General features: G+C 64.3%; 23 protein-coding genes. 16 read left to right on the forward strand and 7 right to left on the reverse strand.

Annotation, left to right across the window (positions count from 1 at the left end):
* Positions 1-11: 11 nt before the first annotated feature.
* Positions 12-2,375 (reverse strand): penicillin acylase family protein, encoded by a 2,364-nt coding sequence (locus tag CCOS191_RS01265; RefSeq protein ID WP_046853756.1) that lies wholly within the window; start codon positions 2,373-2,375, stop codon positions 12-14.
* An 88-nt stretch (positions 2,376-2,463) separates the two neighbouring features.
* On the opposite strand from CCOS191_RS01265, the gene CCOS191_RS01270 reads away from it, so the two are divergent.
* Positions 2,464-3,030, forward strand: a complete 567-nt coding sequence (locus tag CCOS191_RS01270) for a sugar O-acetyltransferase (protein ID WP_046853757.1) — start codon at positions 2,464-2,466, stop codon at positions 3,028-3,030.
* Here CCOS191_RS01270 and CCOS191_RS01275 read toward each other — a convergent pair.
* Complete coding sequence (locus CCOS191_RS01275; RefSeq protein WP_046853758.1) at positions 3,009-3,566, reverse strand: DUF6436 domain-containing protein; 558 nt, start codon at positions 3,564-3,566, stop codon at positions 3,009-3,011. The genes CCOS191_RS01270 and CCOS191_RS01275 overlap by 22 nt on opposite strands.
* Before the next feature lie 125 nt (positions 3,567-3,691).
* Between CCOS191_RS01275 and CCOS191_RS01280 the strand changes: the two genes are divergently transcribed.
* Positions 3,692-4,618, forward strand: a complete 927-nt coding sequence (locus tag CCOS191_RS01280) for an alpha/beta hydrolase (protein WP_046853759.1) — start codon at positions 3,692-3,694, stop codon at positions 4,616-4,618.
* A gap of 1 nt (position 4,619) precedes the next feature.
* Here CCOS191_RS01280 and CCOS191_RS01285 read toward each other — a convergent pair whose 3' ends face one another.
* Positions 4,620-5,372 (reverse strand): DUF2059 domain-containing protein, encoded by a 753-nt coding sequence (locus tag CCOS191_RS01285; RefSeq protein ID WP_038707001.1) that lies wholly within the window; start codon positions 5,370-5,372, stop codon positions 4,620-4,622.
* 121 nt (positions 5,373-5,493) lie between these two features.
* Between CCOS191_RS01285 and CCOS191_RS01290 the strand changes: the two genes are divergently transcribed.
* Both CCOS191_RS01290 and CCOS191_RS01295 read left to right on the forward strand, forming a co-directional pair.
* Positions 5,494-6,117: a 2OG-Fe(II) oxygenase gene (locus CCOS191_RS01290; protein WP_046853760.1), complete on the forward strand. Its 624-nt coding sequence runs from the start codon at positions 5,494-5,496 to the stop codon at positions 6,115-6,117.
* Positions 6,104-6,601 carry a DUF523 domain-containing protein gene (locus tag CCOS191_RS01295; RefSeq protein WP_046853761.1) on the forward strand — a complete coding sequence of 166 codons (498 nt, stop codon included), beginning with the start codon at positions 6,104-6,106 and terminating at the stop codon, positions 6,599-6,601. The genes CCOS191_RS01290 and CCOS191_RS01295 overlap by 14 nt, the downstream gene beginning before the upstream one ends.
* Positions 6,602-6,682: 81 nt before the next feature.
* Here the strand turns inward: CCOS191_RS01295 and CCOS191_RS01300 are convergent, their stop codons facing one another.
* On the reverse strand, positions 6,683-7,165 hold the full coding sequence (locus CCOS191_RS01300) for a transporter substrate-binding domain-containing protein (RefSeq protein WP_046853762.1): 483 nt from the start codon (positions 7,163-7,165) through the stop codon (positions 6,683-6,685).
* 227 nt (positions 7,166-7,392) lie between these two features.
* Between CCOS191_RS01300 and CCOS191_RS01305 the strand changes: the two genes are divergently transcribed.
* Positions 7,393-7,869, forward strand: a complete 477-nt coding sequence (locus CCOS191_RS01305; protein WP_046853763.1) for a DUF4399 domain-containing protein — start codon at positions 7,393-7,395, stop codon at positions 7,867-7,869.
* Positions 7,870-8,025: 156 nt separating this feature from the next.
* On the opposite strand, the gene serA is transcribed toward CCOS191_RS01305, so the two are convergent.
* Positions 8,026-9,255: a phosphoglycerate dehydrogenase gene (gene serA, locus CCOS191_RS01310; protein ID WP_023629826.1), complete on the reverse strand. Its 1,230-nt coding sequence runs from the start codon at positions 9,253-9,255 to the stop codon at positions 8,026-8,028.
* Positions 9,256-9,425: 170 nt separating this feature from the next.
* Here serA and CCOS191_RS01315 point away from each other — a divergent pair, with 170 nt between their 5' ends.
* From CCOS191_RS01315 to CCOS191_RS01330, 4 genes are all read left to right on the forward strand, one after another.
* Complete coding sequence (locus CCOS191_RS01315; protein ID WP_046853764.1) at positions 9,426-10,823, forward strand: FAD-binding oxidoreductase; 1,398 nt, start codon at positions 9,426-9,428, stop codon at positions 10,821-10,823.
* Positions 10,824-10,848: 25 nt separating this feature from the next.
* Positions 10,849-11,514: a fumarylacetoacetate hydrolase family protein gene (locus CCOS191_RS01320; protein ID WP_046853765.1), complete on the forward strand. Its 666-nt coding sequence runs from the start codon at positions 10,849-10,851 to the stop codon at positions 11,512-11,514.
* A 105-nt stretch (positions 11,515-11,619) separates the two neighbouring features.
* Complete coding sequence (locus tag CCOS191_RS01325; RefSeq protein WP_046853766.1) at positions 11,620-12,540, forward strand: SdiA-regulated domain-containing protein; 921 nt, start codon at positions 11,620-11,622, stop codon at positions 12,538-12,540.
* Positions 12,541-12,626: 86 nt separating this feature from the next.
* A complete protein-coding gene (locus tag CCOS191_RS01330) occupies positions 12,627-13,526 on the forward strand; it encodes an SdiA-regulated domain-containing protein (protein WP_046853767.1) in 900 nt (299 codons plus the stop codon).
* A 119-nt stretch (positions 13,527-13,645) separates the two neighbouring features.
* Here CCOS191_RS01330 and rpiA read toward each other — a convergent pair whose 3' ends face one another.
* Positions 13,646-14,320, reverse strand: a complete 675-nt coding sequence (gene rpiA / locus CCOS191_RS01335) for a ribose-5-phosphate isomerase RpiA (protein WP_038707000.1) — start codon at positions 14,318-14,320, stop codon at positions 13,646-13,648.
* A 134-nt stretch (positions 14,321-14,454) separates the two neighbouring features.
* Between rpiA and ilvA the strand changes: the two genes are divergently transcribed.
* The 4 genes from ilvA to ptsP all read left to right on the forward strand — a co-directional run bounded on the left by ilvA (position 14,455) and on the right by ptsP (position 19,490).
* Complete coding sequence (ilvA, locus tag CCOS191_RS01340) at positions 14,455-15,969, forward strand: threonine ammonia-lyase, biosynthetic (RefSeq protein ID WP_038706999.1); 1,515 nt, start codon at positions 14,455-14,457, stop codon at positions 15,967-15,969.
* A gap of 79 nt (positions 15,970-16,048) precedes the next feature.
* Entirely contained in the window at positions 16,049-16,474 is a 426-nt protein-coding gene (locus tag CCOS191_RS01345; protein ID WP_046853768.1) for a DUF2269 family protein, read from the forward strand.
* Between the two features lie 240 nt (positions 16,475-16,714).
* Positions 16,715-17,194, forward strand: a complete 480-nt coding sequence (locus CCOS191_RS01350; RefSeq protein ID WP_028688498.1) for an RNA pyrophosphohydrolase — start codon at positions 16,715-16,717, stop codon at positions 17,192-17,194.
* Positions 17,195-17,216: 22 nt separating this feature from the next.
* On the forward strand, positions 17,217-19,490 hold the full coding sequence (gene ptsP / locus CCOS191_RS01355) for a phosphoenolpyruvate--protein phosphotransferase (RefSeq protein WP_046853769.1): 2,274 nt from the start codon (positions 17,217-17,219) through the stop codon (positions 19,488-19,490).
* A 168-nt stretch (positions 19,491-19,658) separates the two neighbouring features.
* Here ptsP and CCOS191_RS01360 read toward each other — a convergent pair whose 3' ends face one another.
* On the reverse strand, positions 19,659-20,405 hold the full coding sequence (locus CCOS191_RS01360) for an NRDE family protein (RefSeq protein ID WP_046853770.1): 747 nt from the start codon (positions 20,403-20,405) through the stop codon (positions 19,659-19,661).
* Positions 20,406-20,536: 131 nt separating this feature from the next.
* On the opposite strand from CCOS191_RS01360, the gene CCOS191_RS01365 reads away from it, so the two are divergent.
* From CCOS191_RS01365 to CCOS191_RS01375, 3 genes are read left to right on the forward strand one after another with little or no spacing between them, the layout of a single operon-like run.
* Complete coding sequence (locus tag CCOS191_RS01365; protein WP_046853771.1) at positions 20,537-21,319, forward strand: sulfite exporter TauE/SafE family protein; 783 nt, start codon at positions 20,537-20,539, stop codon at positions 21,317-21,319.
* Between the two features lie 16 nt (positions 21,320-21,335).
* Positions 21,336-22,145, forward strand: coding sequence for a prolipoprotein diacylglyceryl transferase (gene lgt, locus CCOS191_RS01370; RefSeq protein WP_023630701.1), 810 nt, complete (start codon positions 21,336-21,338; stop codon positions 22,143-22,145).
* A 48-nt stretch (positions 22,146-22,193) separates the two neighbouring features.
* Positions 22,194-23,165 (forward strand): thymidylate synthase, encoded by a 972-nt coding sequence (locus CCOS191_RS01375; RefSeq protein ID WP_046853772.1) that lies wholly within the window; start codon positions 22,194-22,196, stop codon positions 23,163-23,165.
* Positions 23,166-23,228 lie beyond the last annotated feature (63 nt).

The following is a 23,228-nucleotide window of genomic DNA, read 5'->3' on the forward strand; positions in this document are numbered from 1 at the left end:
GGCCCCGGTTTCTATCTGGGCACCAGCCGCAGTGTGCTTTGCGCCGGAATTACCCCCATCCGCGCCTTGTGATAGCGCCCCTCGATGTAGTCCTCGGCCTGGTCGCCATAGTGCCGGTCGAACGGCACGCCACTCTGCCCGACCGGGTTGATGGTCAGCGCGGCGCCGGCGTCGGCGAAGTCGATCAGGCGGCGGGTGGATGGCCCGTAGGTGACCGGCCAGGGCGCCGGGCCGATCTTCGCCGACAGGTTGTTCGGCACCTCATGGGTCCCGGGCGCGGCGTACGGCCCGACATTGAACAACAGGTTCAGCGGCTTCTTCACGCCCAGCGGATGGTTATGGGTGAGGGTATGGGCCTTGCCCCACTGCCAGCTGGCCGGATCCTTGCCGAAGGTCTCGCGCAGGTGCTTGAGGCTGCGCTGCCAGGCCAGGCGCACGATGGCGTTACGATCGGTGTGTTCGTTGCTACCGCGCAGATTCCACCACGGCGATTGAGGGTCACCAGCCAGGCGAGGCAGCGCGGCGTCGATGGCACGGGTACTGATCAGCACCGGGAACCAGGTGTCGCCCAGTTCGTCGTGCAGGGCGGCGAACGCCAGCTCGTAGAGGAACTGGTTGAACAGCGTGGCGCTGGTGGAGTCCAGCGGGTAGTCGCCGCGCCAGGCCGCCAGTTGCTCGACCAGTTCTTTCTCTTCGTCGCCCTGGGCGACGTTGCGCAAGGTGCCGAGCAGCGGTGCCAGGGTACGCGGGCCATAGTCGGTGCTGGTGTCCAGCTGCAAGGCCTGGCTGTTCTGGGTGTCCCACTTGATGTCCGGGTCGCGTAACAGGCGATCGAGCTGGCGTCCCCGGTCGGCCAGGTTGTAGTAGCCGGGCACGGGCAGTGCGCCCGGTGGCTGGTAATTGGCCGAGACGATGTAGCCGCTGGCCGGGTTCTCCTGCTGTGGATTGGCACTGAACGGGTAGAACCCCGGCTTGGCGGCCTGGCCGCTGCCGCCGTCGAGGATGAACGCCGGGTTGACGCCATCCGGGCGGATCGGCAGGCGCGCCGCCGCCCACCAGCCGATGTCGCCACGGGCATTGGCCCATACCAGGTTCAACCCTGGCGCCTGGATCTTGCTTGCCGCCTCGCGCATCTTGTCCAGGGTGTCGGCGCGGTTGATCTGGTAGAAACCCTCGAGTATCGGGTTCTCGGTTTCCAGGAAGGCCCACCACATGGCGATGGGCGTCGGGCCGGCGGTGTCGCCGAGCACGCTGTTGACGATCGGACCGTGGGGCGAGCGGCGCAAGGTGATGCTGGCCGGCTGCGCATCCTTGACCGCGATTTTCTGCTCGGTCTTTTCCAGCGACTGCCAGCGGCCATCGACCATCACCTGCTCGGGGTTCTGCGGATTGGTCCGCTCCGCGATCAGGTCGACGTCGTCGTTCTGGAACATGGTCAGGCTCCAACCGAAGTCGCGGTTGTGGCCGAGCAGGGCGAACGGGTTGAGCGCCTGGAAGTAGCCATACAGGTTGAAGCCTGGTGCCGACAACTCGGCTTCGTACCAGATCGCCGGCACCGCGAAGCTGATGTGCGGGTCACCCGCCAGCAGTGGCCGGCCGCTGCGGGTATGGCTGCCGGCCACGGCCCAGGCGTTGCTGCCCTCGAACTGCGGAATGCCCGCATCGCCCAGGGCCTCGTGGCTGAGCCGCGCCAACTGCTCCAGGCTGCGCCAGTCGGCGGCCGCCAGCGGCGTGGCCACGGCGCCGTCGGGCTGCCAGTCGAGGTCGAAGATCTTCAGGTACTCGGGGCCGAGCTGATCGCGAATGTAGGTCAGCGCCGGGTCGGTGCGGAACGCGGCGGCGAAGCTGTAGGCGAGGTAGCCGGCAATGCTCAGGGTGTCCTCGGCGGTGAAGGGGCGCGGCGTGATGCCGAGCAGGTCGAACTCCATCGGCTTGGGGTGGCTGGCCTGCCACTGGTTGATGCCATCCAGGTACGCCTGCAGCGCCTGCCAGGCCGGTGACTGGCGGTCCTGGCGCTGCACCATCAAGGCTGCCTGGTCGCGAATGCGCAGGCTGCGGAACAGGGTGTCAGTGGGCAGCAACTTCTCGCCCAGCACCTCGGCCAGCTCGCCGCGAGCCAGACGGCGCATGATCTCCATCTGGAACAGACGGTCCTGGGCTTGCACGTAGCCCAGGGCGCGGTACAGGTCCTGCTCGTTCTGCGCCTGCAGGTGCGGCACGCCACGGGCATCGAAGCGCACGCTGACCGGCGCCTGCAAGCCGTTGATGGCCGCTTCGCCATCACGCTGGGGCTGCTTGCCCTGCACGTACCAGTAACCGCCGCCCGCGGCGGCCACGGCGATCACCACCGCCAGCAAGGTCAGGCTGCGCTTCATCGAGACTCCTTGTGCACTCGAGCGAAAGAATGTGGTCCGATCATCGGCGGATTCGCGAACTGAGCATAGCCCCCCGAAAGGAGTTTCCATGTCCCTCAGCGAAAAACAGAAAATGCTGGCAGGCCAGCTCTACCATGCCGGCTGCCCCGAGCTGCAAGCCGAGCAGGCGGCCAACCGGCAGTGGATGCACCGCTACAACGGCAGCGTCGAGCAACCCAACGAGACGCGCCATGATTTGTTGAAGGCGCATTTCGCCAGCGTGGGCGAAGGCGTGGTGATCCGGCCGCCGTTCCACTGCGACTACGGCTACAACATCAGCGTGGGTGCCAACACTTTCATGAACTTCAATTGCGTGATCCTCGACGTGCTGCCGGTGCGCATCGGCGCCGACTGCCAGATCGCCCCGGCGGTGCAGATCTACACCGCCGACCACCCGCTGGACCCGGCGCTGCGCCGCAGTGGCCTGGAAAGCGGGCGCCCGGTGATCATTGGCGACAACGTCTGGATCGGCGGCGGGGCGATCATCCTGCCGGGGGTGACCATCGGTGATAACGCCGTGGTCGGCGCCGGCAGCGTGGTGACCCGGGATGTGCCGGCGGGAGCGGTGGTGGTGGGTAATCCGGCGCGGGTGCGTCAATCGATCCAGGGGCAATAGCAGCCGACCGCCAGGGTATTCGAGGCCTGCACCCGACGCCCTTGTGCCAGCGCCTTGAGGATTGGCTCGATGAAACTGTTGCTCGAGTTGCATACCGCGCCTTCGCTGTAGGGGCCGAAGTAGGCGAGGTTGCCGTCGTGGTCCCAGATCGCCACGGCGGGGCTGGCGGGCAGGTGCTCGCTGCCGGGCAGGCTGGCCAGGGGCTTCAGTGTTCCCAGGTTGGCCGGCAGTTGGCCGTGGCTGCCAGGCTTTTGCACGACATGGAAGCTGACCCCGAGCGGTGCGAAGTGCTCGACCAGCTCGCCCAGGTGTTGCTGGTTGCCGACATTGCATGGGCAGGTTGGGTCCCAGAAATGCACCACGCGGATCGGGCCCGGGCCGGCCAGCTCGGCTGGGAGGCGCAGTTGGCTGCCGTCGAAGAAGGTGGCCTGGTTGTCGAACGGACGCAGGTAGCGGGACTGGAAGCTGTCGTAGGCCCACCAGGCGGTGGCAGCGCAGAGCAGCAGGGCAAGGATTATCAGAAGTCGCTTCGCCATAGGGGCCTTGCGCGATGCTCGTGGGAGCGGGCTCGCATTGTTCGTCGGAGGAGGGCCAAGCTTGCCATGACGCGGCCCAGAGCTGAATATCGCAGATCAATACTTGCTTCACTCTGGATGTACCGATGCCCGCCAGTTTCCACCCCGACCTGCTGCGCTCCAGCCTGTCGCCCCTTGCCGATCGCCACCTGCTGTCCACCCAGGGCCAGGCCTACCAGGGCTTCTACGGCCTGGGACTGTCCGCGCACAGTTGGCTGGGCGGCTTCCAGGTGGCAGGCTTCGACCTGGTCGGCCAGGTCTGGCTGCCCGAGCGGCCACAGGCGACGTTGTTCCTGCTGCATGGCTACTACGATCACATGGGCCTGTACCGCCACGTGATCGAATGGGCCCTGGGGCGCGGCTACGCCGTGATCGGCTGCGACCTGCCAGGGCATGGCCTGTCCAGTGGCGAACGGGCCAGCATCGATGATTTCGGCATCTACCAGCAGGTGCTCGAGGCGCTGTTCGAACAGGCCCGGCTGCTCGACCTGCCAAGGCCCTGGCATCTCTGCGGCCAAAGCACCGGTGGGGCTATCGTGGTCGACCATCTGTTGCACCAGGGCGAAAGCAGCCCTGTCGACGGTGAGACAATCCTGTTGGCCCCCCTGGTGCGCCCGCGGGCCTGGGGTTGGTCGAAGCTGAGCTACCGGGTGCTGCGCCACTTCGTCAACGGCATCGAGCGGCGCTTCAGCGAGAACACCAACGACCCGGCTTTCCTGCCTTTTCTAGAGGCCGACCCGCTACAACCACGGCGTCTGCCGACCGCCTGGGTCGGTGCGCTGATGGAGTGGGTCAGGCGCATCGAAGCCGCGCCCCGGAGTACGCGGCGGCCGCTGATCGTGCAGGGCGAGGCGGACGGTACGGTGGATTGGCCGTATAACCTCAAGGTGCTCAAGGCCAAGTTCGCCGAGCCGCAGATCCTCATGCTGCCCGAGGCACGGCATCACCTGGCCAACGAGCTGCCCGGCATCCGCCAGCGCTACTTCGAGTTCATCGGCCAGCGCCTGGGCTGACTCACTTCAGGTTGGCGGCGTTCTGGCCCACGGCCAGGGCGGCGCGGATCGCGGCCACCGCGGCCTTGTAGTAGGCCTGGCCGTCCGTCGATTCTGCGAAGGTGGCGAACTGCTCGAGCTCGGCGTCCGACAGGTCGCGATAGACGTACAACAACGTGTTGTTCAAGTCCTCGCCCACCTGGTTCATCAAACGCTGGCGCTGGCCATCGAGCAGGTTCTGGGCCTGGCCGCCGCCGAACAGGCCGGGCAGCATCGAGCTCAGGCTGTCGGCCGCCACGCCGGCGATCGCCAGGCTGACCTCGGCGCCGGCCTCGCGGGCGGGCAAGGCCTGGGCCAGGTGGCCGACGATCAGCACGCGGTTGTCGCTGGCCTGGATCTTCGGCAGGCCCTTGGCGTGCTTGGCCAGTTGATCCTTGCGCGTGGCAAGCAGTTCGGCGGCCACGACCTTGCGCCCCAGCGGCGACTGGAAGAAAGCCAGGGCCGGCGAGGGGTTGGGCAGGTTGGCGCGCAGTTGCGCCTGGGCCCGTTGGTCCATGGCCTGGGCCTGGAACCGTTGGTTGCTGTTGTTGACCAGCGCCTGGTAAACCGCAGGCGGCAAGCTGTTGCGGTAGCGCTGCTGGGCGGCGCTCACGGCATCGTTGAAATGGGCGCGCTGGTCGGGCCAGCCAGCGACCTTGTACAGCTGATCGAGGGTGTCTGCCCAGACAGGCATGGTGCAGATCATCAGCAGAAGCAGGGAAAACAGACGGCGCATTCAGGACTCCTGTCGGCAGGCCGCTATTGTCCTTGGCGTGGCGGGGCTTTGTCGAGTCGCCAGCGGCGCTTCCTGACCAAGTGGCGCTGTGCGAGCGATGGCCGAATGGCTATGATGCGCCATGCACATTCCTTCCGAACATCCGCTGCTGTCGACGATTGTCGATGACCTGGCCACCCGTGGCTGGTCGCAGCAATCTCTTTTCCTGCCCGACGAACTGTCGCGCGCGCTGGCGGCCGAATGCCGTCGTCGCTATGCCGAGGGTGAACTGAACCCCGCCGGCATAGGGCGTGGCGCCGCGCAGGAGATCCGCGAGGCGATCCGTGGCGACCAGATCCAGTGGATCGACCCCGGTGAATCGGAGGTCTGTGACCGCTACCTGGGGGCGATGGACAGCCTGCGCCAGGCCATCAACCAAGGGTTGTTCCTCGGGCTCGAGGACTTCGAGTGCCACTTTGCCCTGTATCCGCCGGGCGCCTTCTACAAGCGCCATCTCGACCGCTTCCGCGACGATGACCGGCGCATGGTGTCGGCCGTGCTGTACCTCAACGAGGGCTGGCAGCCGCAGGACGGTGGACAATTGCGCATGTTCCTGAAGGGCGATGTCGAGCACGACGTGGCGCCATTGGCCGGCAGCCTGGTGGTGTTCCTGTCGGGTGAGGTCCCGCACGAGGTACTGCCGGCAGGGCGTGAGCGCCTGTCGTTGACCGGTTGGTTCCGGCGCCGTGGCAATGAGCCGTTCTGAGCTGCCGAAGGTACTGGTCAGCGCCTGCCTGCTGGGCCAGCCGGTGCGCTACGACGGCCGTGCCAGTGGCCATCCCGATGTATTGCAGCGTTGGCAAGCCGAAGGCAGGGTGGTGCCACTGTGCCCGGAGGTTGCCGGTGGCTTGCCGACACCACGCCCGCCTGCGGAGATACCCGGTGGGCAGGGCGGGGCGGTGCTGGATGGGCAGGCACAGGTGCTGACGGTGACCGGCGACGATGTCAGCGACGCCTTTCTCGCCGGGGCCCGCCTGGCGCTGGAACTGGTGCGTCGGCATGGCATCCGTGTGGCGGTGCTCAAGTCGGGCAGCCCCTCGTGTGGCAATCTGCAGACCTATGACGGCAGTTTCAGCGGTGTGAAGGTGGCGGGTGAGGGCGTGACCACGGCCTTGTTGCGGCGCGAAGGGTTGCTCGTGTTCAGCGAGCTGGAGCTGGAAGACGCGCAGCGAGCGTTGAGCCAGGTCTGATCGCGGGGCAAGCCCGCTGCCACGCGATGCTGAGCATGACGGCTGCATTGCGTGGAAGCGGGCCTGCCCCGCGATGCGGTGTTACTGTCCGGCGCTCGCCTGCTTGGTGCCCTTGAGCCATTTGCTTTCCAGGTCAGCCAGGCGACCGTCGTCCTTGATTCGTTGCAGGGCATTGTTCACAGCCGTCTCGAAGGCTGGATTGTCCTTCAGGTACGGAATCACCAGTTTCTGGCTGGCCAGGGTCCGAATGGTGTCGAGTTGGTCGCTCGGTTCGATGTCTTGCTTGTTGAAGGCCATGTCGAACTTGCCGTTCTCCACCCCAGGCAGCACCTCTTCGGCTGCGGTCTCGACGAACTCGGCCCGCACATCCAGCTCCTTGGCCAGGGCCTGGCCCAACTCGATCTCGAAACCGGTCAGGTGTTCGTCTTCCTTGAACGCATAAGGTGGTGAATCGCTCAGCACGGCAATGCGCAGTTCGCCACGGTCGTTGATTTCGTCGATCAGTTCGGCCTGGGCCAGTGGGCTGAACAATACCGCCAACAGAATGCCAATGGTCAAACGCATGAGTGCCCCTTTCTTGTTCGGCAGGTGAATGTCATTCGCCGAGGCTTTCTTTTCTGCCACGGTCGAACGCAGCCTATGACCGTGTAGCCGCGTTAATGTTTACGCCGGCCTGAAATATTTCTGCCCTTGTTTTTGAACCTCTGCCTGGCTGGTTGGACTATGGTGAAGTACCGCTGTGCTTCGTTTAAGTGATAGCGGTCAATTGAAGTGAATCACAGGAGAAGTGAATGAAAAGCCTATTTTCGCGTGCTGCCGTCGCCGGTCTGCTGATGGGGGCGTCGGTGTTCGCCAGTGCCGCGGATGCGCTGAAGAGCCAGCAGCCACCGGAGGGCGCCAAGGTCTTCATCGTTTCCCCCGCCGACGGGGCCACGGTCGACAAGACCTTCACCGTCAAGTTCGGTATCGAGGGCATGGGCCTCAAGCCTGCGGGTGACCAAACCCCGCACACCGGGCATCACCACCTGCTGGTGGACGTGGACAAGGCTCCTCTGGCCGACCAGCCGCTGCCGACCAGCCTGATGCCGGAGAACAACGCACCCCTGCCGGCAGGTCCTCAGGTGCTGCACTTCGGCAAGGCGCAGACCGAGGCGACCATCACCCTGACACCGGGCAAGCACACCCTGCAGCTGGTGCTGGGCGACAAGTACCACGTGCCGTTCAAACCGAGCGTCGAGTCGCAGAAGATCACTGTCAACGTCAAATGATGCTGAACCTGTAGGTGCGGCTTCAATCGCGAACTAGACACCGCGGTGCTTGGCACCCGCTTTCGCGGGTGATCGCGGCTGAAGCCGCTCCTACAAGATCGCGACAACGAAAAAGGGAGGCCACCAGGGTCTCCCTTTTTCATGCAGCCGGCAAACTCAGAACAGTACGCGCGAGCGAATAGTGCCCTTCACGTGCTGCAGTTTTTCCTGGGCCAGGTCGGAGTACTCGGCATCGACGTCGATGACCACGTAACCCACTTTCTCATCGGTCTGCAGGAACTGACCGGAGATGTTGATACCGTTCTCGGCGAACACTTTGTTGATCTCGCTGAGCACGCCCGGGATGTTTTCGTGGATGTGCAGCAGGCGGTGCTTGCCCGGGTGGGCCGGCAGGGCCACTTCCGGGAAGTTGACCGACGAAACCGAGGTACCGTTGTCGCTGTACTTGACCAGTTTCTCGGCCACTTCCAGGCCAATGTTGGCCTGAGCTTCGGCGGTGGAACCACCGATGTGCGGGGTCAGGATCACGTTGTCCAGGCCACGCAGCGGGCTTTCGAACTCTTCGTCGTTGGAGCGTGGCTCGACCGGGAACACGTCGATGGCGGCGCCGATCAGGTGCTTGTCCTTGATCGCGGCGGCCAGGTGGTCCAGCTCGACCACGGTGCCACGTGCGGCGTTGATCAGGATCGCGCCCTTCTTCATCGCGCGGATTTCCTTCTCGCCGATCATCCACTGGGTGGACGGCAGCTCAGGCACGTGCAGCGAGACGATGTCGGCCAGGCCCAGCAGCTCGTTCAGGCTGGTGACCTGGGTGGCGTTGCCCAGCGGCAGCTTGGTCAGCGGGTCGTAGAAGTAGACCTGCATGCCCAGGCCTTCGGCCAGCACCGACAGTTGGGTACCGATCGAGCCGTAGCCGACGATGCCCAGTTTCTTGCCGCGGATCTCGAAGGAGTTGGCCGCGCTCTTGATCCAGCCACCGCGGTGGCAGGAGGCGTTCTTCTCGGGGATGCCGCGCAGCAACAGGATGGCTTCGGCCAGCACCAGCTCGGCCACCGAACGGGTGTTGGAGTACGGTGCGTTGAACACCGCGATGCCGCGGTTGCGGGCCGCGCTCAGGTCGACCTGGTTGGTGCCGATGCAGAAACAGCCGACCGCGACCAGTTTCTTCGCACAGTCGAAGACCTCTTCGGTCAGCTGGGTGCGCGAGCGGATGCCGATGAAGTGGGCATCGGCGATCTTTTCCTTCAGCTCTGCATCCGGCAGCGAGCCAGTGAGGTACTCGATGTTGCTGTACCCGGCAGCCTTGAGGATATCCACCGCATTCTGGTGGACGCCTTCAAGAAGAAGGAACCTGATCTTGCTCTTGTCGAGAGAAGTCTTGCTCATCTGCGTAAACCTGTATCCCGGAGAAAAATGGCGAGGGGGGTGAAGCGGCGCGGCGTCGGCCTTAGCACGAACAGCGGGAGGGCTATGCTAGCATACGCGACACAATCTGAGCCCATCCCGACAGGTGAAGCGTGCTCAGGGTGACTATGAATAAGTCGAGAGTTCCAGCGATGACCCAGTCCGTGGTAATTGATGAACTGATGACCCTGGTCGACCCTGGCAAGGTCCTCACCGACCCAGCCTCGCTCGACGCCTACGGCAAGGACTGGACCAAGCACTACCCGCCTGCGCCAAGCGCGATCGTCTTCCCCAAGACCATCGATCAAGTCCAGGCCATTGTGCGCTGGGCCAACCGGCACAAGGTCGCGTTGGTGCCATCGGGCGGGCGTACAGGGTTGTCGGGCGCTGCCGTGGCCGCCCATGGCGAGGTGGTGGTCGCCTTCGACTACATGAACCAGATCCTCGCTTTCAATGAGTTCGATAGAACCGTCGTGTGCCAGCCGGGCGTGGTAACCCGGCAGCTTCAGCAGTTCGCCGAGGATCAGGGGCTGTACTATCCGGTGGACTTCGCCTCCTCCGGCTCCAGCCAGGTCGGCGGTAATATCGGCACCAATGCCGGCGGGATCAAGGTGATTCGCTACGGCATGACCCGCAACTGGGTGGCCGGGCTGAAAGTGGTCACCGGCAAGGGCGAGCTGCTCGAGCTGAACAAGGACCTGATCAAGAACGCCACCGGCTACGACCTGCGTCAACTGTTCATCGGCGCCGAAGGCACCCTGGGGTTCGTGGTGGAGGCGACCATGCGCCTGGACCGTGCGCCGCGCAACCTCACGGCGATGGTGCTGGGCACGCCTGACTTCGACGCGATCATGCCAGTGCTGCACGCCTTCCAGGGCAAGCTCGACCTCACCGCCTTCGAGTTTTTTTCCGACAAGGGCCTGGCCAAGATCCTCGCTCGGGGCGATGTGCCCGCGCCATTCGAAACCGACTGCCCGTTCTATGCCCTGCTGGAGTTCGAAGCCAGTACCGAAGAGGTGGCCAACGAGGCGCTCGCCACCTTCGAGCACTGCGTCGAGCAGGGCTGGGTGCTGGACGGGGTGATGAGCCAGAGCGATACCCAGCTGAAGAACCTGTGGAAGCTGCGCGAGTACCTGTCCGAGACCATCTCCCACTGGACGCCGTACAAGAACGACATCTCTGTCACTGTCTCGAAAGTGCCGGCGTTCCTGCGCGACATCGACGCCATCGTCGGCGAGCATTATCCCGACTACGAGGTGGTCTGGTACGGCCATATCGGCGACGGCAACCTGCACCTGAACATCCTCAAGCCCGACCATATGAGCAAGGACGACTTCTTCGCCTCCTGCGCCAAGGTCAACAAGTGGGTGTTCGAGATCGTCGAGTGTTACAACGGCTCGATCTCCGCCGAGCACGGCGTGGGCATGACCAAGCGCGATTACCTGGGCTACAGCCGCTCAGCGGAAGAAATCGCCTGCATGAAGGCAATCAAGGCGGTGTTCGACCCGAACGGCATCATGAATCCGGGTAAGATCTTCGCTCCCGAATAAAAAGCAGTGTTCACAGGAGTCGGCCATGAGTTACCAGCACCAGTACGTAGACGGCACGCGCATCCACTTCCCGCTGGGCAAGGTGGTGTGCATCGGCCGCAACTACGCCGAGCATGCCAAGGAACTGGACAACCCCATCCCCAGCGAGCCGCTGCTGTTCATCAAGCCCGGCAGTTGCGTGGTGCCCCTGGAAGGTGGTTTCAAGATTCCGACCGAACGTGGCTCGGTACACTACGAGGCGGAAATCGCGGTGTTGCTGGGCAAGCCGTTGTCGACCAAGCCGACCGAGGAAGAAGTGCTCGACGCCATTTCCGGCTATGCCCCGGCTTTGGACCTCACCCTGCGCGACCTGCAGAGCAAGCTGAAGGAAAAGGGCCTGCCGTGGGAACTGTGCAAAAGCTTCGATGGTGCTTGCGTGCTGCCGCCTTTTGTCTCGGCAGGCGCCTTCGAGGACGTGAAGGACATTGGTATACGCCTGACCATCAACGGTGAGGTACGTCAGGACGGCAACAGCGCGATGATGCTCAACCCCATCGTGCCGATGATCCAGCATATGGCCGCGTGCTTCTCGTTGCAGGCGGGTGATGTGATTCTAACCGGCACCCCGGCGGGCGTGGGGCCGTTCGAGGTTGGCGACGAGCTGGTGCTGGAGCTTCCAGGCGTCAGCCGGTTCGAGAGCCGGGTGCTCTGACCCGAAGGTTCGCGCCTTTCCTACAAAAAGTGCAGAGACGTTTACCGTTTTTTCACACCCTTTGCGGATAATGCGCGAACCTACGCCTACTCTCAGGACCCTTGCATGCCCTCTCCCTCCCGCGCCTCCGTGTCCCCCAAGCGCCCTTTCTACCGGCGCTGGCCGTTCGGCCTGGCAGCAGCAGCGGTTATCGGCTATGGCGTCATCTCGGCCATGCACTGGGACGACCGCGGCCTGCTGTGGATAAAGGAAGGTTTCGAAAGCCAGGCTGAACGCCAGGAAAGCATCTGGCTGCCCAACTATGTGGTCGACATCGACGCCAAGCCGTTGCCCGGTATGGAGCGTGACGAGGCGTCGGACCTGGCGTTCAACCCGCACACCCGGTCGTTGTTCGCAGTCATGGGCAAGCACCCGTTCCTGGTCGAGCTCACCCTCGATGGCGATGTACTGCGCAAGATCCCCCTGGTGGGTTGGTCCAATCCGGAAGGCGTGGCAGTACTCGAGGATGGCCAGATCGCTATCGTCGACGAGCGCAACCATGACCTGACACTGGTCAAGGTGGATGCCGCCACAACCTCGCTGAACCGTGCCGACTACCAGTCCCATGACCTGGGTGAAGCAGATGAGGGCAACAAGGGCTTCGAAGCCATTGCCTGGGACCTGATGCGCCAGCGCCTGGTCATTGGCGCCGAGCGGCCGCCCAAAATGTTCACTTGGGGCACTGATGGCCGTAGCCCGCTCAAGGGCGAGAAACAGCCTCTGGCCAGCGACGAACTGGACCTGCGCAACTTGTCCGCGCTGGGTATCGACCCGCGCACAGGGCATCTGCTGGCATTGTCGGCAGACTCCAACATGCTGCTCGAGCTTGACGAAAAGGGTGAGCAGGTCAGCTTCATGACCCTGCTGGGCGGGTTCAATGGCCTGGCTGACACCATTCCCCGGGCCGAGGGAGTGGCAATGGACGACCAGGGCAACCTGTACATGGTCAGCGAGCCGAATCTGTTCTATCGCTTCAAAAAGAACTGACCGATCAGACATTTCTGATGGTGGCATTAAGCTTTGCTTCAGTTGATAGTGGTTAGCTACGCGCTCCTATTGCCGAGTCCGCCCGCATGCGCCGCCACGTTCGCCTGATCTTCGTCTTCTTCGTGTTTGTCTGCCTGCTCGTGCTGGGGGCTGCCGGGCATGAGTTCCGTTTGTTCGAGCGGGGCTGGTTCAACCTCAAGACCTGGTGGCAGCCGGCCGAGCAGAGCATCGGCCTGGACCGTTACCAGGTGGTGCTCGAGGCCAGGCCTATCGAGGGCCTGGACGACGACATCTCGGCGTTGACCTACGATCCTGACCGCAAGAGCCTGTTCACCGTCACCAATGCCCGGTCGGAGTTGATCGAGTTGTCGCTGGATGGCCGTATCCTGCGCCGTGTCCCGCTGACCGGCTTCGGCGACCCCGAGGCGGTGGAGTACGTCGGGCCCAACAGCTACGTGATCACCGATGAGCGCCAGCAGCGGCTGATCCGCGTGCGCCTGGACGATAGCACCCTGTTCCTCGATGCCGCCGACGCCGAGCAGCTGTCCCTGGGCATCGGCCTGAACGGCAACAAGGGGTTCGAAGGTCTGGCCTACGACTCGGCAGGCAAGCGCCTGTTTGTGGCCAAGGAGCGGGACCCGATGATGATCTATGAGGTGCACGGTTTTCCCCACGACAATCCCGACAAACCCTATGCCGTGCATGTGGTGCAGGATCGCAAGCGTGACCGGCGGTTGTTCGTGAGGGATCTGTCGAGCCTGCAGTTCGACGAACGCAGCGGGCACCTGCTGGCGCTGTCCGACGAATCACGGCTGGTGCTGGAGCTTGATGTGAAGGGGCGGCCGCTGAGTACCTTGTCATTGCGCAAGGGGTTCCAGGGGTTGAAGCAGACCGTGCCACAGGCTGAGGGGATTGCGATGGACGACGCCGGGACCATCTACCTGGTCAGTGAGCCGAACCTGTTCTATGTGTTCAAGCAGCCTTGATGGGATGAGGATGGCACCGGTTTCGCCGGTGTTCGCTGGAAAGCCAGCTCCCACAGGGTAGCGCGGACCCTGTGGGAGCTGGCTTGCCAGCGATTCGAGGGCGCGGCCCTCGCTGGCGATTACTCGGCCTTCAGGCTCTTCACGCCTTCAGCGGTACCCAACAACAGCACATCCGCCGGGCGCGCCGCGAACAGACCATTGGTAACCACGCCGACGATCGCGTTGATCTGGCTTTCCAGCTCCACTGGGTTGGTGATCTGCAGGTTGTGCACGTCGAGGATGACGTTGCCGTTGTCGGTCACCACGCCTTCGCGGTAGACCGGGTCGCCGCCCAGTTTGACCAGCTGGCGCGCCACGTGGCTGCGAGCCATCGGAATGACCTCGACCGGCAGCGGGAAGGCACCCAGCACCGGCACCAGCTTGCTGGCGTCGGCGATGCAGATGAAGGTCTTGGCCACTGCCGCGACGATCTTCTCGCGGGTCAGGGCCGCGCCGCCGCCCTTGATGAGGTTGAGGTGGGCATCGCTCTCGTCGGCGCCGTCCACGTAGAACTCCAGCTCGCTGACGCTGTTCAGCTCGTACACCGGGATGCCATGGCCCTTCAGGCGCTGGGCGGTGGCCTCGGAGCTGGCGACGGCGCCGTCGAAGGCGGTCTTGTGCTGGGCCAGGGCGTCGATGAAGAAGTTGGCGGTCGAGCCTGTGCCGACGCCGACGACGCTTTTTTCATCCAGCTTTGGCAGGATGAGGTCGACGGCGGCCTGGGCGACGGCCTGTTTGAGTTGGTCCTGGGTCATGCGGGCTCCGGGAGGGGCAGGGCGGATATCGAAAGTTGCCTAGTATAACGGCTCCGGCGGCTTTGCTGTGGTCGCCCGACGTGGCGCTGCGGTAGACTCCCAGCCCTTGTCCCGCGGCCCAGTGATGCTTTCCGATGCTCGAACAGTACGTCAAGAAGATCCTCACCTCGCGCGTCTACGACGTTGCTGTCGAAACCCCGCTGCACACTGCCGGGCAACTGAGCAAGCGCCTGGGCAACACGGTGCTGCTCAAGCGCGAGGACCTGCAGCCGGTGTTCTCGTTCAAGATCCGCGGGGCCTACAACAAGCTGGCGCAACTGAGCGCCGAGGAGCTGGCCCGTGGCGTGGTCACCGCCTCGGCCGGCAACCATGCCCAGGGCCTGGCACTGGCGGCGCGGGAGCTGGGTATCAAGGCGACCATCGTCATGCCCAAGACCACCCCGGAGATCAAGATCGAAGGCGTGCGCTCGCGTGGTGGCAAGGTGTTGTTGCATGGCGACAGCTTCCCCGAGGCGCTGGCCTACTCGCTGAAGCTGGTGGAGGAGAAAGGGTTCGTCTACATCCACCCCTACGACGACCCCCACACCATTGCCGGGCAAGGCACGGTGGCCATGGAGATCCTGCGCCAGCACCCGGGCCAGCTGGACGCGATCTTCGTGCCGGTCGGCGGCGGCGGTCTGATCGCCGGTATCGCCGCCTACGTGAAATACCTGCGCCCGGAAATCAAGGTCATCGGCGTCGAGCCGGACGATTCCAATTGCCTACAGGCCGCCATGGCCGCCGGTGAGCGCGTGGTGCTGCCGCAGGTCGGGCTGTTCGCCGACGGCGTGGCGGTGGCGCAGATCGGCCAGCACACCTTCGATATCTGTCGTCATCATGTGGATGAAGTGATCACCGTCAGCACCGACGAGATCTGCGCCGCAATCAAGGATATCTACGACGATACCCGCTCGATCACCGAACCTGCCGGGGCCCTCGGTGTTGCCGGGATCAAGAAGTACGTCGAGCTCAAGGGTGTGGCCGGGCAGACCCTGGTGGCCATCGACTCGGGCGCCAACGTCAACTTCGACCGCCTGCGGCATGTGGCCGAGCGCGCCGAGCTGGGCGAGAAGCGCGAGGCGATCATCGCCGTGACTATCCCCGAGCGTCCGGGCAGCTTCAAGGCCTTCTGCGAGGCCATCGGCAAGCGCCAGATCACCGAATTCAACTACCGCAAGCACACCTCGGACGAGGCGCACATCTTCGTCGGCGTGCAGACTCACCCGGAAACCGACCCGCGTGCGGCTTTGGTACAGCAGCTGACGGAGCAAGGTTTCCCAGTCACCGACCTGACCGACAACGAACTGGCCAAGCTGCATATCCGTCACATGGTGGGTGGCCACTCGGCCGGGGCCAGCGATGAGATGGTGCTGCGTTTCGAGTTCCCGGAGCGGCCTGGTGCCCTGTTCAACTTCCTCAACAAGCTGGGCGGGCGTTGGAACATCTCGATGTTCCACTACCGCAACCACGGCGCCGCCGACGGGCGCGTGGTCGCGGGCCTGCAGGTGCCGGAGGAGGAGCGTCACCTGGTGCCGGCGGCCCTGGCCAAGATCGGCTATCCATACTGGGACGAGACCGAGAACCCGGCTTACCGGCTATTCTTGGGCTGAACGCGCTTCACCTCGCGGGAGCGGGCCTGCCCCGCGATGAGGCCGATAGCGAAAAAGCCTGCTGAAGGATGATTTTCACATGGAACACCTGACCACCCTCAAGACCCTGCACATCCTCGCCACGGCCCTGTTGCTGCTTGGCGCCCTGGGCCTGGCGGTCTGGACCTGGCATGCCCGGCGCAAGGGCGACGCCGAGGCCTATGGCAAGTTGTTGCGCCGCCCGCTGGTGTTCGTCTGGCTGCTGATGGGACTGTGCCTGCTGAGCATGCCGTTCACCGGCTGGTGGCTGGTGCACCTGGTCGGCTGGCCGCTGGGGCAGACCTGGGTGCTGGCCTCCAGCGTCATCTATACCCTTGGCGCGTTCGCCGTGTGGTGGCTGGTGGCGCGCCTGAACCGGCTGCGCAAGGCCGAGGCCGTAGGCTTGAAGTTCACCCTGGCGTTGGCGGTGTTCAGCGGTGTGTGCTTCCTGTCCATCGCCGGCCTGATGGGCGCCAAGCCGGTCTGATGACACTCGTCAGCCCGCTCCCATTGGCAAACTCTGGGAGCGGGCTGCTCCCGCGAGAGGCTGACGCAGTCGCGTCACCTTGCCTTCATGCAAACCCGGTATACCAGTGCCACGCCCGGTGTGGCGACGCTCGCTCAATACGCAGTCTTCACCTCGCCGCAGATAAGCGTGGCGGGCGCGTTGCTGCGCGCTCAGGCTTTGTGGAACAATGCGGCGACATGCGTTTGCGAGGTTGCTGCCGTGATCGACCCGGATGGTTTTCGCCCCAATGTCGGGATCATTCTCACGAATGATGCCGGGCAGGTGCTATGGGCTCGGCGGATCAACCAGGATGCCTGGCAGTTTCCACAGGGTGGCATCAACCCTGATGAAACGCCGGAAGATGCCCTGTACCGCGAGCTGAACGAAGAAGTAGGCCTGGAACGCCAGGATGTGGAAATACTTGCCTGCACCCGTGGCTGGTTGCGTTATCGTTTACCCCAGCGCCTGGTGCGCACCCACAGCCAGCCGCTGTGCATAGGCCAGAAACAGAAGTGGTTCCTGCTGCGCCTGGTGAGCAATGAGCAACGGGTGCGCATGGACCTGACCGGCAAGCCGGAATTCGATGGCTGGCGCTGGGTCAGCTACTGGTATCCGCTGGGCCAGGTGGTGACATTCAAGCGCGAGGTGTACCGCCGCGCCCTGAAAGAGCTAGCCCCGCGCCTGCTGACGCGCGACTGACGACGGAGTCCGACCCCGAGCCATGCTCAATACGCTGCGCAAGATCGTCCAGGAAGTGAACTCCGCCAAAGATCTCAAGACGGCGTTGGGTATCATTGTCTTGCGCGTCAAGGAGGCGATGGGCAGCCAGGTCTGCTCTGTCTACCTGCTCGACCCGGACACCAACCGCTTCGTGCTGATGGCCACCGAGGGCTTGAACAAGCGCTCCATCGGCAAGGTCAGCATGGCCCCTAATGAAGGCCTGGTCGGCCTGGTCGGTACCCGCGAGGAGCCACTGAACCTCGAGAATGCCGCCGACCACCCCCGTTACCGCTACTTCGCCGAAACCGGCGAAGAGAAATTCGCCTCCTTCCTCGGTGCACCGATCATCCACCATCGTCGCGTGGTCGGCGTGCTGGTCATCCAGCAGAAGGAGCGCCGCCAGTTCGACGAAGGCGAAGAGGCCTTCCTGGTCACCATGAGCGCGCAGCTCGCCGGGGTTATCGCTCACGCCGAGGCGACGGGTTCGATCCGTGGCCTGGGCCGTCAGGGCAAGGGCATCCAGGAGGCCCGTTTCGTCGGGGTGCCGGGTTCGCCGGGCGCCGCAGTCGGTCGATCGGTGGTGATGCTGCCGCCCGCCGACCTGGAGGTTGTGCCTGACCGCACCGTCGAGGACATCGACAACGAACTCAAGCTGTTCAACAACGCCCTCGAGGGCGTGCGCGAGGACATGCGCAAGCTGTCGGCCAAGCTTGCCACCCAGTTGCGCCCCGAAGAGCGTGCGCTGTTCGACGTGTACCTGATGATGCTCGAGGACGCCGCCCTCGGTGGCGAGGTGGTCGAAGTCATCAAGACTGGCCAATGGGCCCAGGGCGCCTTGCGCCAGGTGGTCGGCGAACACGTCAATCGCTTCGAGCTGATGGATGACGACTACCTGCGCGAGCGGGCATCGGACGTCAAGGACCTGGGTCGGCGCCTGCTGGCGTACCTGCAGGAGGCCCGTTCGCAGTCGCTGGTCTACCAGGACAACACCATTCTGGTCAGTGAAGAACTGACCCCCGCCATGCTCGGCGAGGTGCCGGAGGGCAAGCTGGTGGGCCTGGTCTCGGTACTCGGCTCGGGTAACTCCCACGTGGCGATCCTGGCCCGGGCCATGGGTATCCCCACGGTCATGGGGGTTGTCGACCTGCCTTACTCGAAGGCCGACGGTATCGAAATGATCGTCGACGGCTACAAGGGTGAGGTCTTCACCAACCCCGGCGAAGTGCTGCGCAAGCAGTACAGCGACGTGGTCGAGGAAGAGCGCCAGCTGGCCAAGGGGCTCGATGCCCTGCGCGAGCTGCCGTGCATCACCCCGGACGGCCACCGCATGCCGCTGTGGGTCAACACCGGCCTGCTCGCCGATGTGGCCCGCGCCCAGCAGCGCGGCGCCGAGGGCGTGGGCCTGTACCGCACTGAAGTGCCGTTCATGATCAACCAGCGCTTCCCCAGCGAAAAGGAACAGCTGGCGATCTACCGCGAGCAGTTGCAGGCGTTCCATCCGCTGCCGGTGACCATGCGCAGCCTCGACATCGGCGGCGACAAGTCGCTGTCGTATTTCCCGATCAAGGAAGAGAACCCGTTCCTCGGCTGGCGCGGTATCCGCGTTACCCTCGACCATCCGGAAATCTTCCTGGTGCAGACTCGCGCCATGCTCAAGGCCAGCGAGGGCCTGAACAACCTGCGCATCCTGCTGCCGATGATTTCCGGCATCCATGAGCTCGAAGAAGCCCAGCACCTGATTCACCGTGCCTGGGGCGAAGTGCGCGACGAAGGCACCGATGTGCCGATGCCGCCGGTGGGGGTGATGGTGGAGATCCCGGCCGCGGTGTACCAGACCCGCGAACTGGCGCGCCAGGTCGATTTCCTTTCGGTCGGCTCCAACGACCTCACCCAGTACCTGCTGGCCGTGGACCGCAACAATCCACGGGTCGCCGATCTTTACGACTATCTGCACCCGGCGGTGTTGCAGGCCCTGCAGACCGTGGTCAGCGTGGCCCACGAGGAAGGCAAACCGGTCAGTATCTGCGGTGAGATGGCCGGTGACCCGGCTGCGGCGATCCTGCTGATGGCCATGGGCTTCGACAGCCTGTCGATGAACGCCACCAACTTGCCGAAGGTGAAGTGGATGCTGCGCCAGATCAACCTGAGCAAGGCCAGGGAGCTGCTGGCCGATGCCATGAGCCATGACAACCCGCAAGTTATCCACAGCTCGTTGCAGCTGGCGCTGAAGAATCTTGGGCTGGCGCGGATGATCGGGCCGAACAAGACCCTCTGATTTGTGGCGTCTGGGCTGCCGGGCACGGCGTCCTCTGTAGGAGCGGCTTGAGCCGCGATGGAGGCAGCGCGGTATGTGGCACCCGCTTTGCGGGTGATCGCGGCTAAAGCCGCTCCTACAGAGGCCAGGTCAAGTAAATTGGGTCGGTGAACAGGCCGTTACAACACCTCAAACCTCCAGGCTAACCTCGCCCAGATGTCCACCAAACGGCCCGAAACTGCGCTCGATCATGCGCCGCCGGCCTTGGTCATCGACAATCAGCACCGTGCTCGCCCGCGTCCCATAGTTCTGGCTGGCGATGAACACGCTCGACAGCAGCCGCTCGGTGGCCAGCCCCACGCCGGTCTCGGGCAGTTCGCCGTCCGGCGCGGGCTGTGCATCGCCCAGCAGTGTCAGTAGCTGCTGTGGGTCGGCGTTCTCGAGCAATCCTTCAAGCCCGCTGCGAGCCTTCAGCAGCTTCGGCCACGGCGTATCCAGTCCGGCATTCGACAGCCCGTACACCCCCGGTTCAAGCAGGCGTGGTGCCGGCTCGCGGGCATGCAGGTAGCCCAAACGCTTGTCATCGCCGACCAGCAGGTTGAACCCCGAATACTGGCCGCTGCGGCTGGCTACCCGGTCGAGATAGGCCTCGACCCCCAGTTCGCCTTGCAGATAGGCCGCCACCAGTTCACCGCGGGACCGTGGCCCCAACGGCTGGCGTGGATCGCGGATATTGGTCAGCGCCGCAAAGCGCCCGTTCGGCCCGACACCCAGCCAGGTGCCACCGGCTTCCAGGTCACGCCCGGCGTGCACGCCCGGGGCGTCCTCCCAATTTCCCAGGGCCTGGGTCGGCCGCGCATAGAACTCATCGCGGTTGGCCGCGACGATCAGTGGCCGGGTTGTCCCCGGCCGCCAGGCGAATACGATCAGGCACATAGGTTGTCCCCTGTGTTTTCGGCCACTCTACCCGCGCCGCCGGCCGCTATCCATCATCTGACACAGAGTTCACTAGAGCGCCGGGCGTGGCTTCCGTTACCATGCCGGATTGTTTTCCACTGGGGCCACGAATGGAATTCGCTCTCTATCTGCTGTTGGGCGCCTGCGCCGGCGTGCTGGCCGGGCTGTTCGGCGTCGGTGGCGGCATCATCATCGTGCCGGTGCTGGTGTTCAGCTTCACCTTGCAGGGCTTCGACCCATCGGTGCTGACCCACCTGGCGGTCGGTACTTCGCTGGCAACCATCGTCTTCACCTCGATCAATGCCGTGCGCGAGCACCAGCGCAAGGGCGCGGTGCAATGGCCGATCTTCGCCTGGATGACCGTGGGCATCCTGCTCGGCGCGTTGGTCGGGGCCAAGACCGCCTCGCTGATACAGGGCCCGATGCTGCAGAAGATCATCGGCGTGTTCGCCCTGGTGATCGCCGCGCAGATGGCCCTGGACTTCAAGCCCAAGGCCAGCCGCGGTATTCCCGGCAAGCCCGGATTGACCGCCGCCGGCGGGGTGATTGGCTGGGCCTCGGCCATTTTCGGGATCGGCGGCGGATCACTGACCGTACCGTTCCTCACCTGGCGCAGCCTGCCCATGCAGCAGGCCGTGGCGACTTCGTCGGCCTGCGGCCTGCCGATCGCCCTGGCCAGTGCCCTGGGCTTCATGTGGCTGGGTTGGCGCGAGGAACACCTGCCGGCCCACAGCCTGGGCTACGTCTATCTTCCGGCGCTGGTCGGCATCGCCGCCACCAGCATGTTCTTCGCCCGCTACGGCGCGCGTCTGGCGCACAAGCTGTCGCCGCGCGTGCTCAAGCGTCTGTTCGCCGCGCTGTTGTTCTGCGTCGGACTCAGCTTCCTTATCTGAATCTAGAGGAAAGACAATGCTGCCTTACCCGCAGATCGACCCGGTGGCCGTGGCCCTCGGTCCACTGAAAATCCACTGGTACGGCTTGATGTACCTGATCGGCATCGGCGGCGCCTGGCTGCTGGCCTCGCGCCGGTTGAACCGCTTCGACCCCACCTGGAGCCGCGAGAAGCTTTCCGACCTGGTGTTCTGGCTGTCGATGGGCGTGATCGTCGGCGGGCGCCTGGGTTACGTGCTGTTCTACGACCTGCACCAGTACCTGGCCAACCCGACGCTGATCTTCGAGGTGTGGAAGGGCGGTATGTCGTTCCATGGGGGTTTCATCGGTGTGATGCTCGCCGCCTTGTGGTTCGGCAAACGCAACAACAAGTCGTTCTTCGAACTGATGGACTTCGTCGCGCCGCTGGTGCCGATCGGCCTTGGCGCCGGGCGTATCGGCAACTTCATCAACGCCGAACTGTGGGGCAAGGCCACCGACGTGCCGTGGGCAATGATCTTCCCGCCGTTCAGCGACCCGGCGCAATTGCCGCGTCACCCGTCGCAGCTGTACCAGTTCGCCCTCGAAGGTGTGGCATTATTCGTCATCCTTTGGCTGTACTCGCGCAAGCCGCGCCCGACCATGGCCGTTTCCGGCATGTTCGCGCTGTTCTATGGCATCTTCCGCTTCATCGTGGAGTTCGTGCGCGTACCCGACGCCCAGCTCGGCTACATCGCCTTCGGCTGGTTGACCATGGGTCAGTTGCTCTGCGTGCCGATGATTCTCGGCGGCATCTTCCTGATCTGGTGGGCCTACAACCGCAAACCGTCGGCCAAGGCCACCGTCTGATTTCCACGGCAGGGGCGCTCCCCCTGCCGTTCTTGTTACAGGTAAGCCATGAAACAGTATCTAGATCTGGTCCGTGACGTCATCGACAACGGCACGCTGCAGGAAAACCGCACCGGTATCCGCACCATCAGCCTGCCGGGCGCCATGCTGCGTTTCGACCTGCAGAAGGGCTTCCCGGCCATCACCACGCGCAAGCTGGCATTCAAGTCGGCAATCGGCGAGATGGTCGGCTTCCTGCGCGGCGTGAAGAACGCCGGCGAGTTCCGCGAGCTGGGCTGCAAGGTCTGGGACCAGAACGCCAACGAAAACGCCCAGTGGCTGGCCAACCCGTTCCGCCAGGGGCATGACGACCTCGGCGAAATCTACGGCGTGCAATGGCGCCAGTGGCCCGGCTACAAGCGCATCCCGCTGAGCAACCCGGCCGCCATCGAGATGGCCGAGAAGGCCGGCTTCCGCCGTATCGCCCAGGACGAGGAGGACGGCCAGGCGTTCGTCATCCTCTACAAGGCCATCGACCAGGTGCGCCAGTGCCTGGACACCATCGCCAACGACCCGGGCAGCCGCCGCATCCTGTTCCACGGCTGGAACTGCGCCCAGCTCGACGAGATGGCTCTGCCACCGTGCCACTTGCTGTACCAGTTCCACCCGAATGTCGAGACCCGGGAAATTTCCCTGACCCTCTACATCCGCTCCAACGACCTGGGCCTGGGGACGCCGTTCAACCTCACCGAGGGCGCGGCGCTGCTGTCGCTGTTCGGCCGCCTGACCGGCTACACCCCGCGCTGGTTCACTTACTTCATCGGCGATGCCCATGTGTACGAGAACCACCTGGATATGCTGGGCGAGCAGATGAAGCGTGAACCGCTGGCGGCACCGAAGCTGGTGATCAGCGACCGCGTGCCGGCGTTCGCCGAGACCGGCAAGTACGAGCCGGAGTGGCTGGAGAAGATCGAGCCGAGCGACTTCTGGCTGGAAGGCTACGAGCACCATGCGCCGATGACGGCGCCGATGGCGGTCTAACTCAAGGAAGTCGGGGCTGCTTCGCAGCCCATCGCCGGCAAGCCGGCTCCCACAGGGGGACGC

The sequence above is a fragment of the Pseudomonas sp. CCOS 191 genome (assembly GCF_001007005.1).
Taxonomy (GTDB): domain Bacteria; phylum Pseudomonadota; class Gammaproteobacteria; order Pseudomonadales; family Pseudomonadaceae; genus Aquipseudomonas; species Aquipseudomonas soli.

What these genes read in the sequence shown, in the direction of transcription:
- CCOS191_RS01265 (WP_046853756.1), bottom strand. Translation starts at nt 2,375, where the DNA reads ATGAAGCGCAGCCTGACCTTGCTGGCGGTGGTGATCGCCGTGGCCGCC.
- CCOS191_RS01270 (WP_046853757.1), top strand. Translation starts at nt 2,464, where the DNA reads ATGTCCCTCAGCGAAAAACAGAAAATGCTGGCAGGCCAGCTCTACCAT.
- CCOS191_RS01275 (WP_046853758.1), bottom strand. Translation starts at nt 3,566, where the DNA reads ATGGCGAAGCGACTTCTGATAATCCTTGCCCTGCTGCTCTGCGCTGCC.
- CCOS191_RS01280 (WP_046853759.1), top strand. Translation starts at nt 3,692, where the DNA reads ATGCCCGCCAGTTTCCACCCCGACCTGCTGCGCTCCAGCCTGTCGCCC.
- CCOS191_RS01285 (WP_038707001.1), bottom strand. Translation starts at nt 5,372, where the DNA reads ATGCGCCGTCTGTTTTCCCTGCTTCTGCTGATGATCTGCACCATGCCT.
- CCOS191_RS01290 (WP_046853760.1), top strand. Translation starts at nt 5,494, where the DNA reads ATGCACATTCCTTCCGAACATCCGCTGCTGTCGACGATTGTCGATGAC.
- CCOS191_RS01295 (WP_046853761.1), top strand. Translation starts at nt 6,104, where the DNA reads ATGAGCCGTTCTGAGCTGCCGAAGGTACTGGTCAGCGCCTGCCTGCTG.
- CCOS191_RS01300 (WP_046853762.1), bottom strand. Translation starts at nt 7,165, where the DNA reads ATGCGTTTGACCATTGGCATTCTGTTGGCGGTATTGTTCAGCCCACTG.
- CCOS191_RS01305 (WP_046853763.1), top strand. Translation starts at nt 7,393, where the DNA reads ATGAAAAGCCTATTTTCGCGTGCTGCCGTCGCCGGTCTGCTGATGGGG.
- serA (WP_023629826.1), bottom strand. Translation starts at nt 9,255, where the DNA reads ATGAGCAAGACTTCTCTCGACAAGAGCAAGATCAGGTTCCTTCTTCTT.
- CCOS191_RS01315 (WP_046853764.1), top strand. Translation starts at nt 9,426, where the DNA reads ATGACCCAGTCCGTGGTAATTGATGAACTGATGACCCTGGTCGACCCT.
- CCOS191_RS01320 (WP_046853765.1), top strand. Translation starts at nt 10,849, where the DNA reads ATGAGTTACCAGCACCAGTACGTAGACGGCACGCGCATCCACTTCCCG.
- CCOS191_RS01325 (WP_046853766.1), top strand. Translation starts at nt 11,620, where the DNA reads ATGCCCTCTCCCTCCCGCGCCTCCGTGTCCCCCAAGCGCCCTTTCTAC.
- CCOS191_RS01330 (WP_046853767.1), top strand. Translation starts at nt 12,627, where the DNA reads ATGCGCCGCCACGTTCGCCTGATCTTCGTCTTCTTCGTGTTTGTCTGC.
- rpiA (WP_038707000.1), bottom strand. Translation starts at nt 14,320, where the DNA reads ATGACCCAGGACCAACTCAAACAGGCCGTCGCCCAGGCCGCCGTCGAC.
- ilvA (WP_038706999.1), top strand. Translation starts at nt 14,455, where the DNA reads ATGCTCGAACAGTACGTCAAGAAGATCCTCACCTCGCGCGTCTACGAC.
- CCOS191_RS01345 (WP_046853768.1), top strand. Translation starts at nt 16,049, where the DNA reads ATGGAACACCTGACCACCCTCAAGACCCTGCACATCCTCGCCACGGCC.
- ptsP (WP_046853769.1), top strand. Translation starts at nt 17,217, where the DNA reads ATGCTCAATACGCTGCGCAAGATCGTCCAGGAAGTGAACTCCGCCAAA.
- CCOS191_RS01360 (WP_046853770.1), bottom strand. Translation starts at nt 20,405, where the DNA reads ATGTGCCTGATCGTATTCGCCTGGCGGCCGGGGACAACCCGGCCACTG.
- CCOS191_RS01365 (WP_046853771.1), top strand. Translation starts at nt 20,537, where the DNA reads ATGGAATTCGCTCTCTATCTGCTGTTGGGCGCCTGCGCCGGCGTGCTG.
- lgt (WP_023630701.1), top strand. Translation starts at nt 21,336, where the DNA reads ATGCTGCCTTACCCGCAGATCGACCCGGTGGCCGTGGCCCTCGGTCCA.
- CCOS191_RS01375 (WP_046853772.1), top strand. Translation starts at nt 22,194, where the DNA reads ATGAAACAGTATCTAGATCTGGTCCGTGACGTCATCGACAACGGCACG.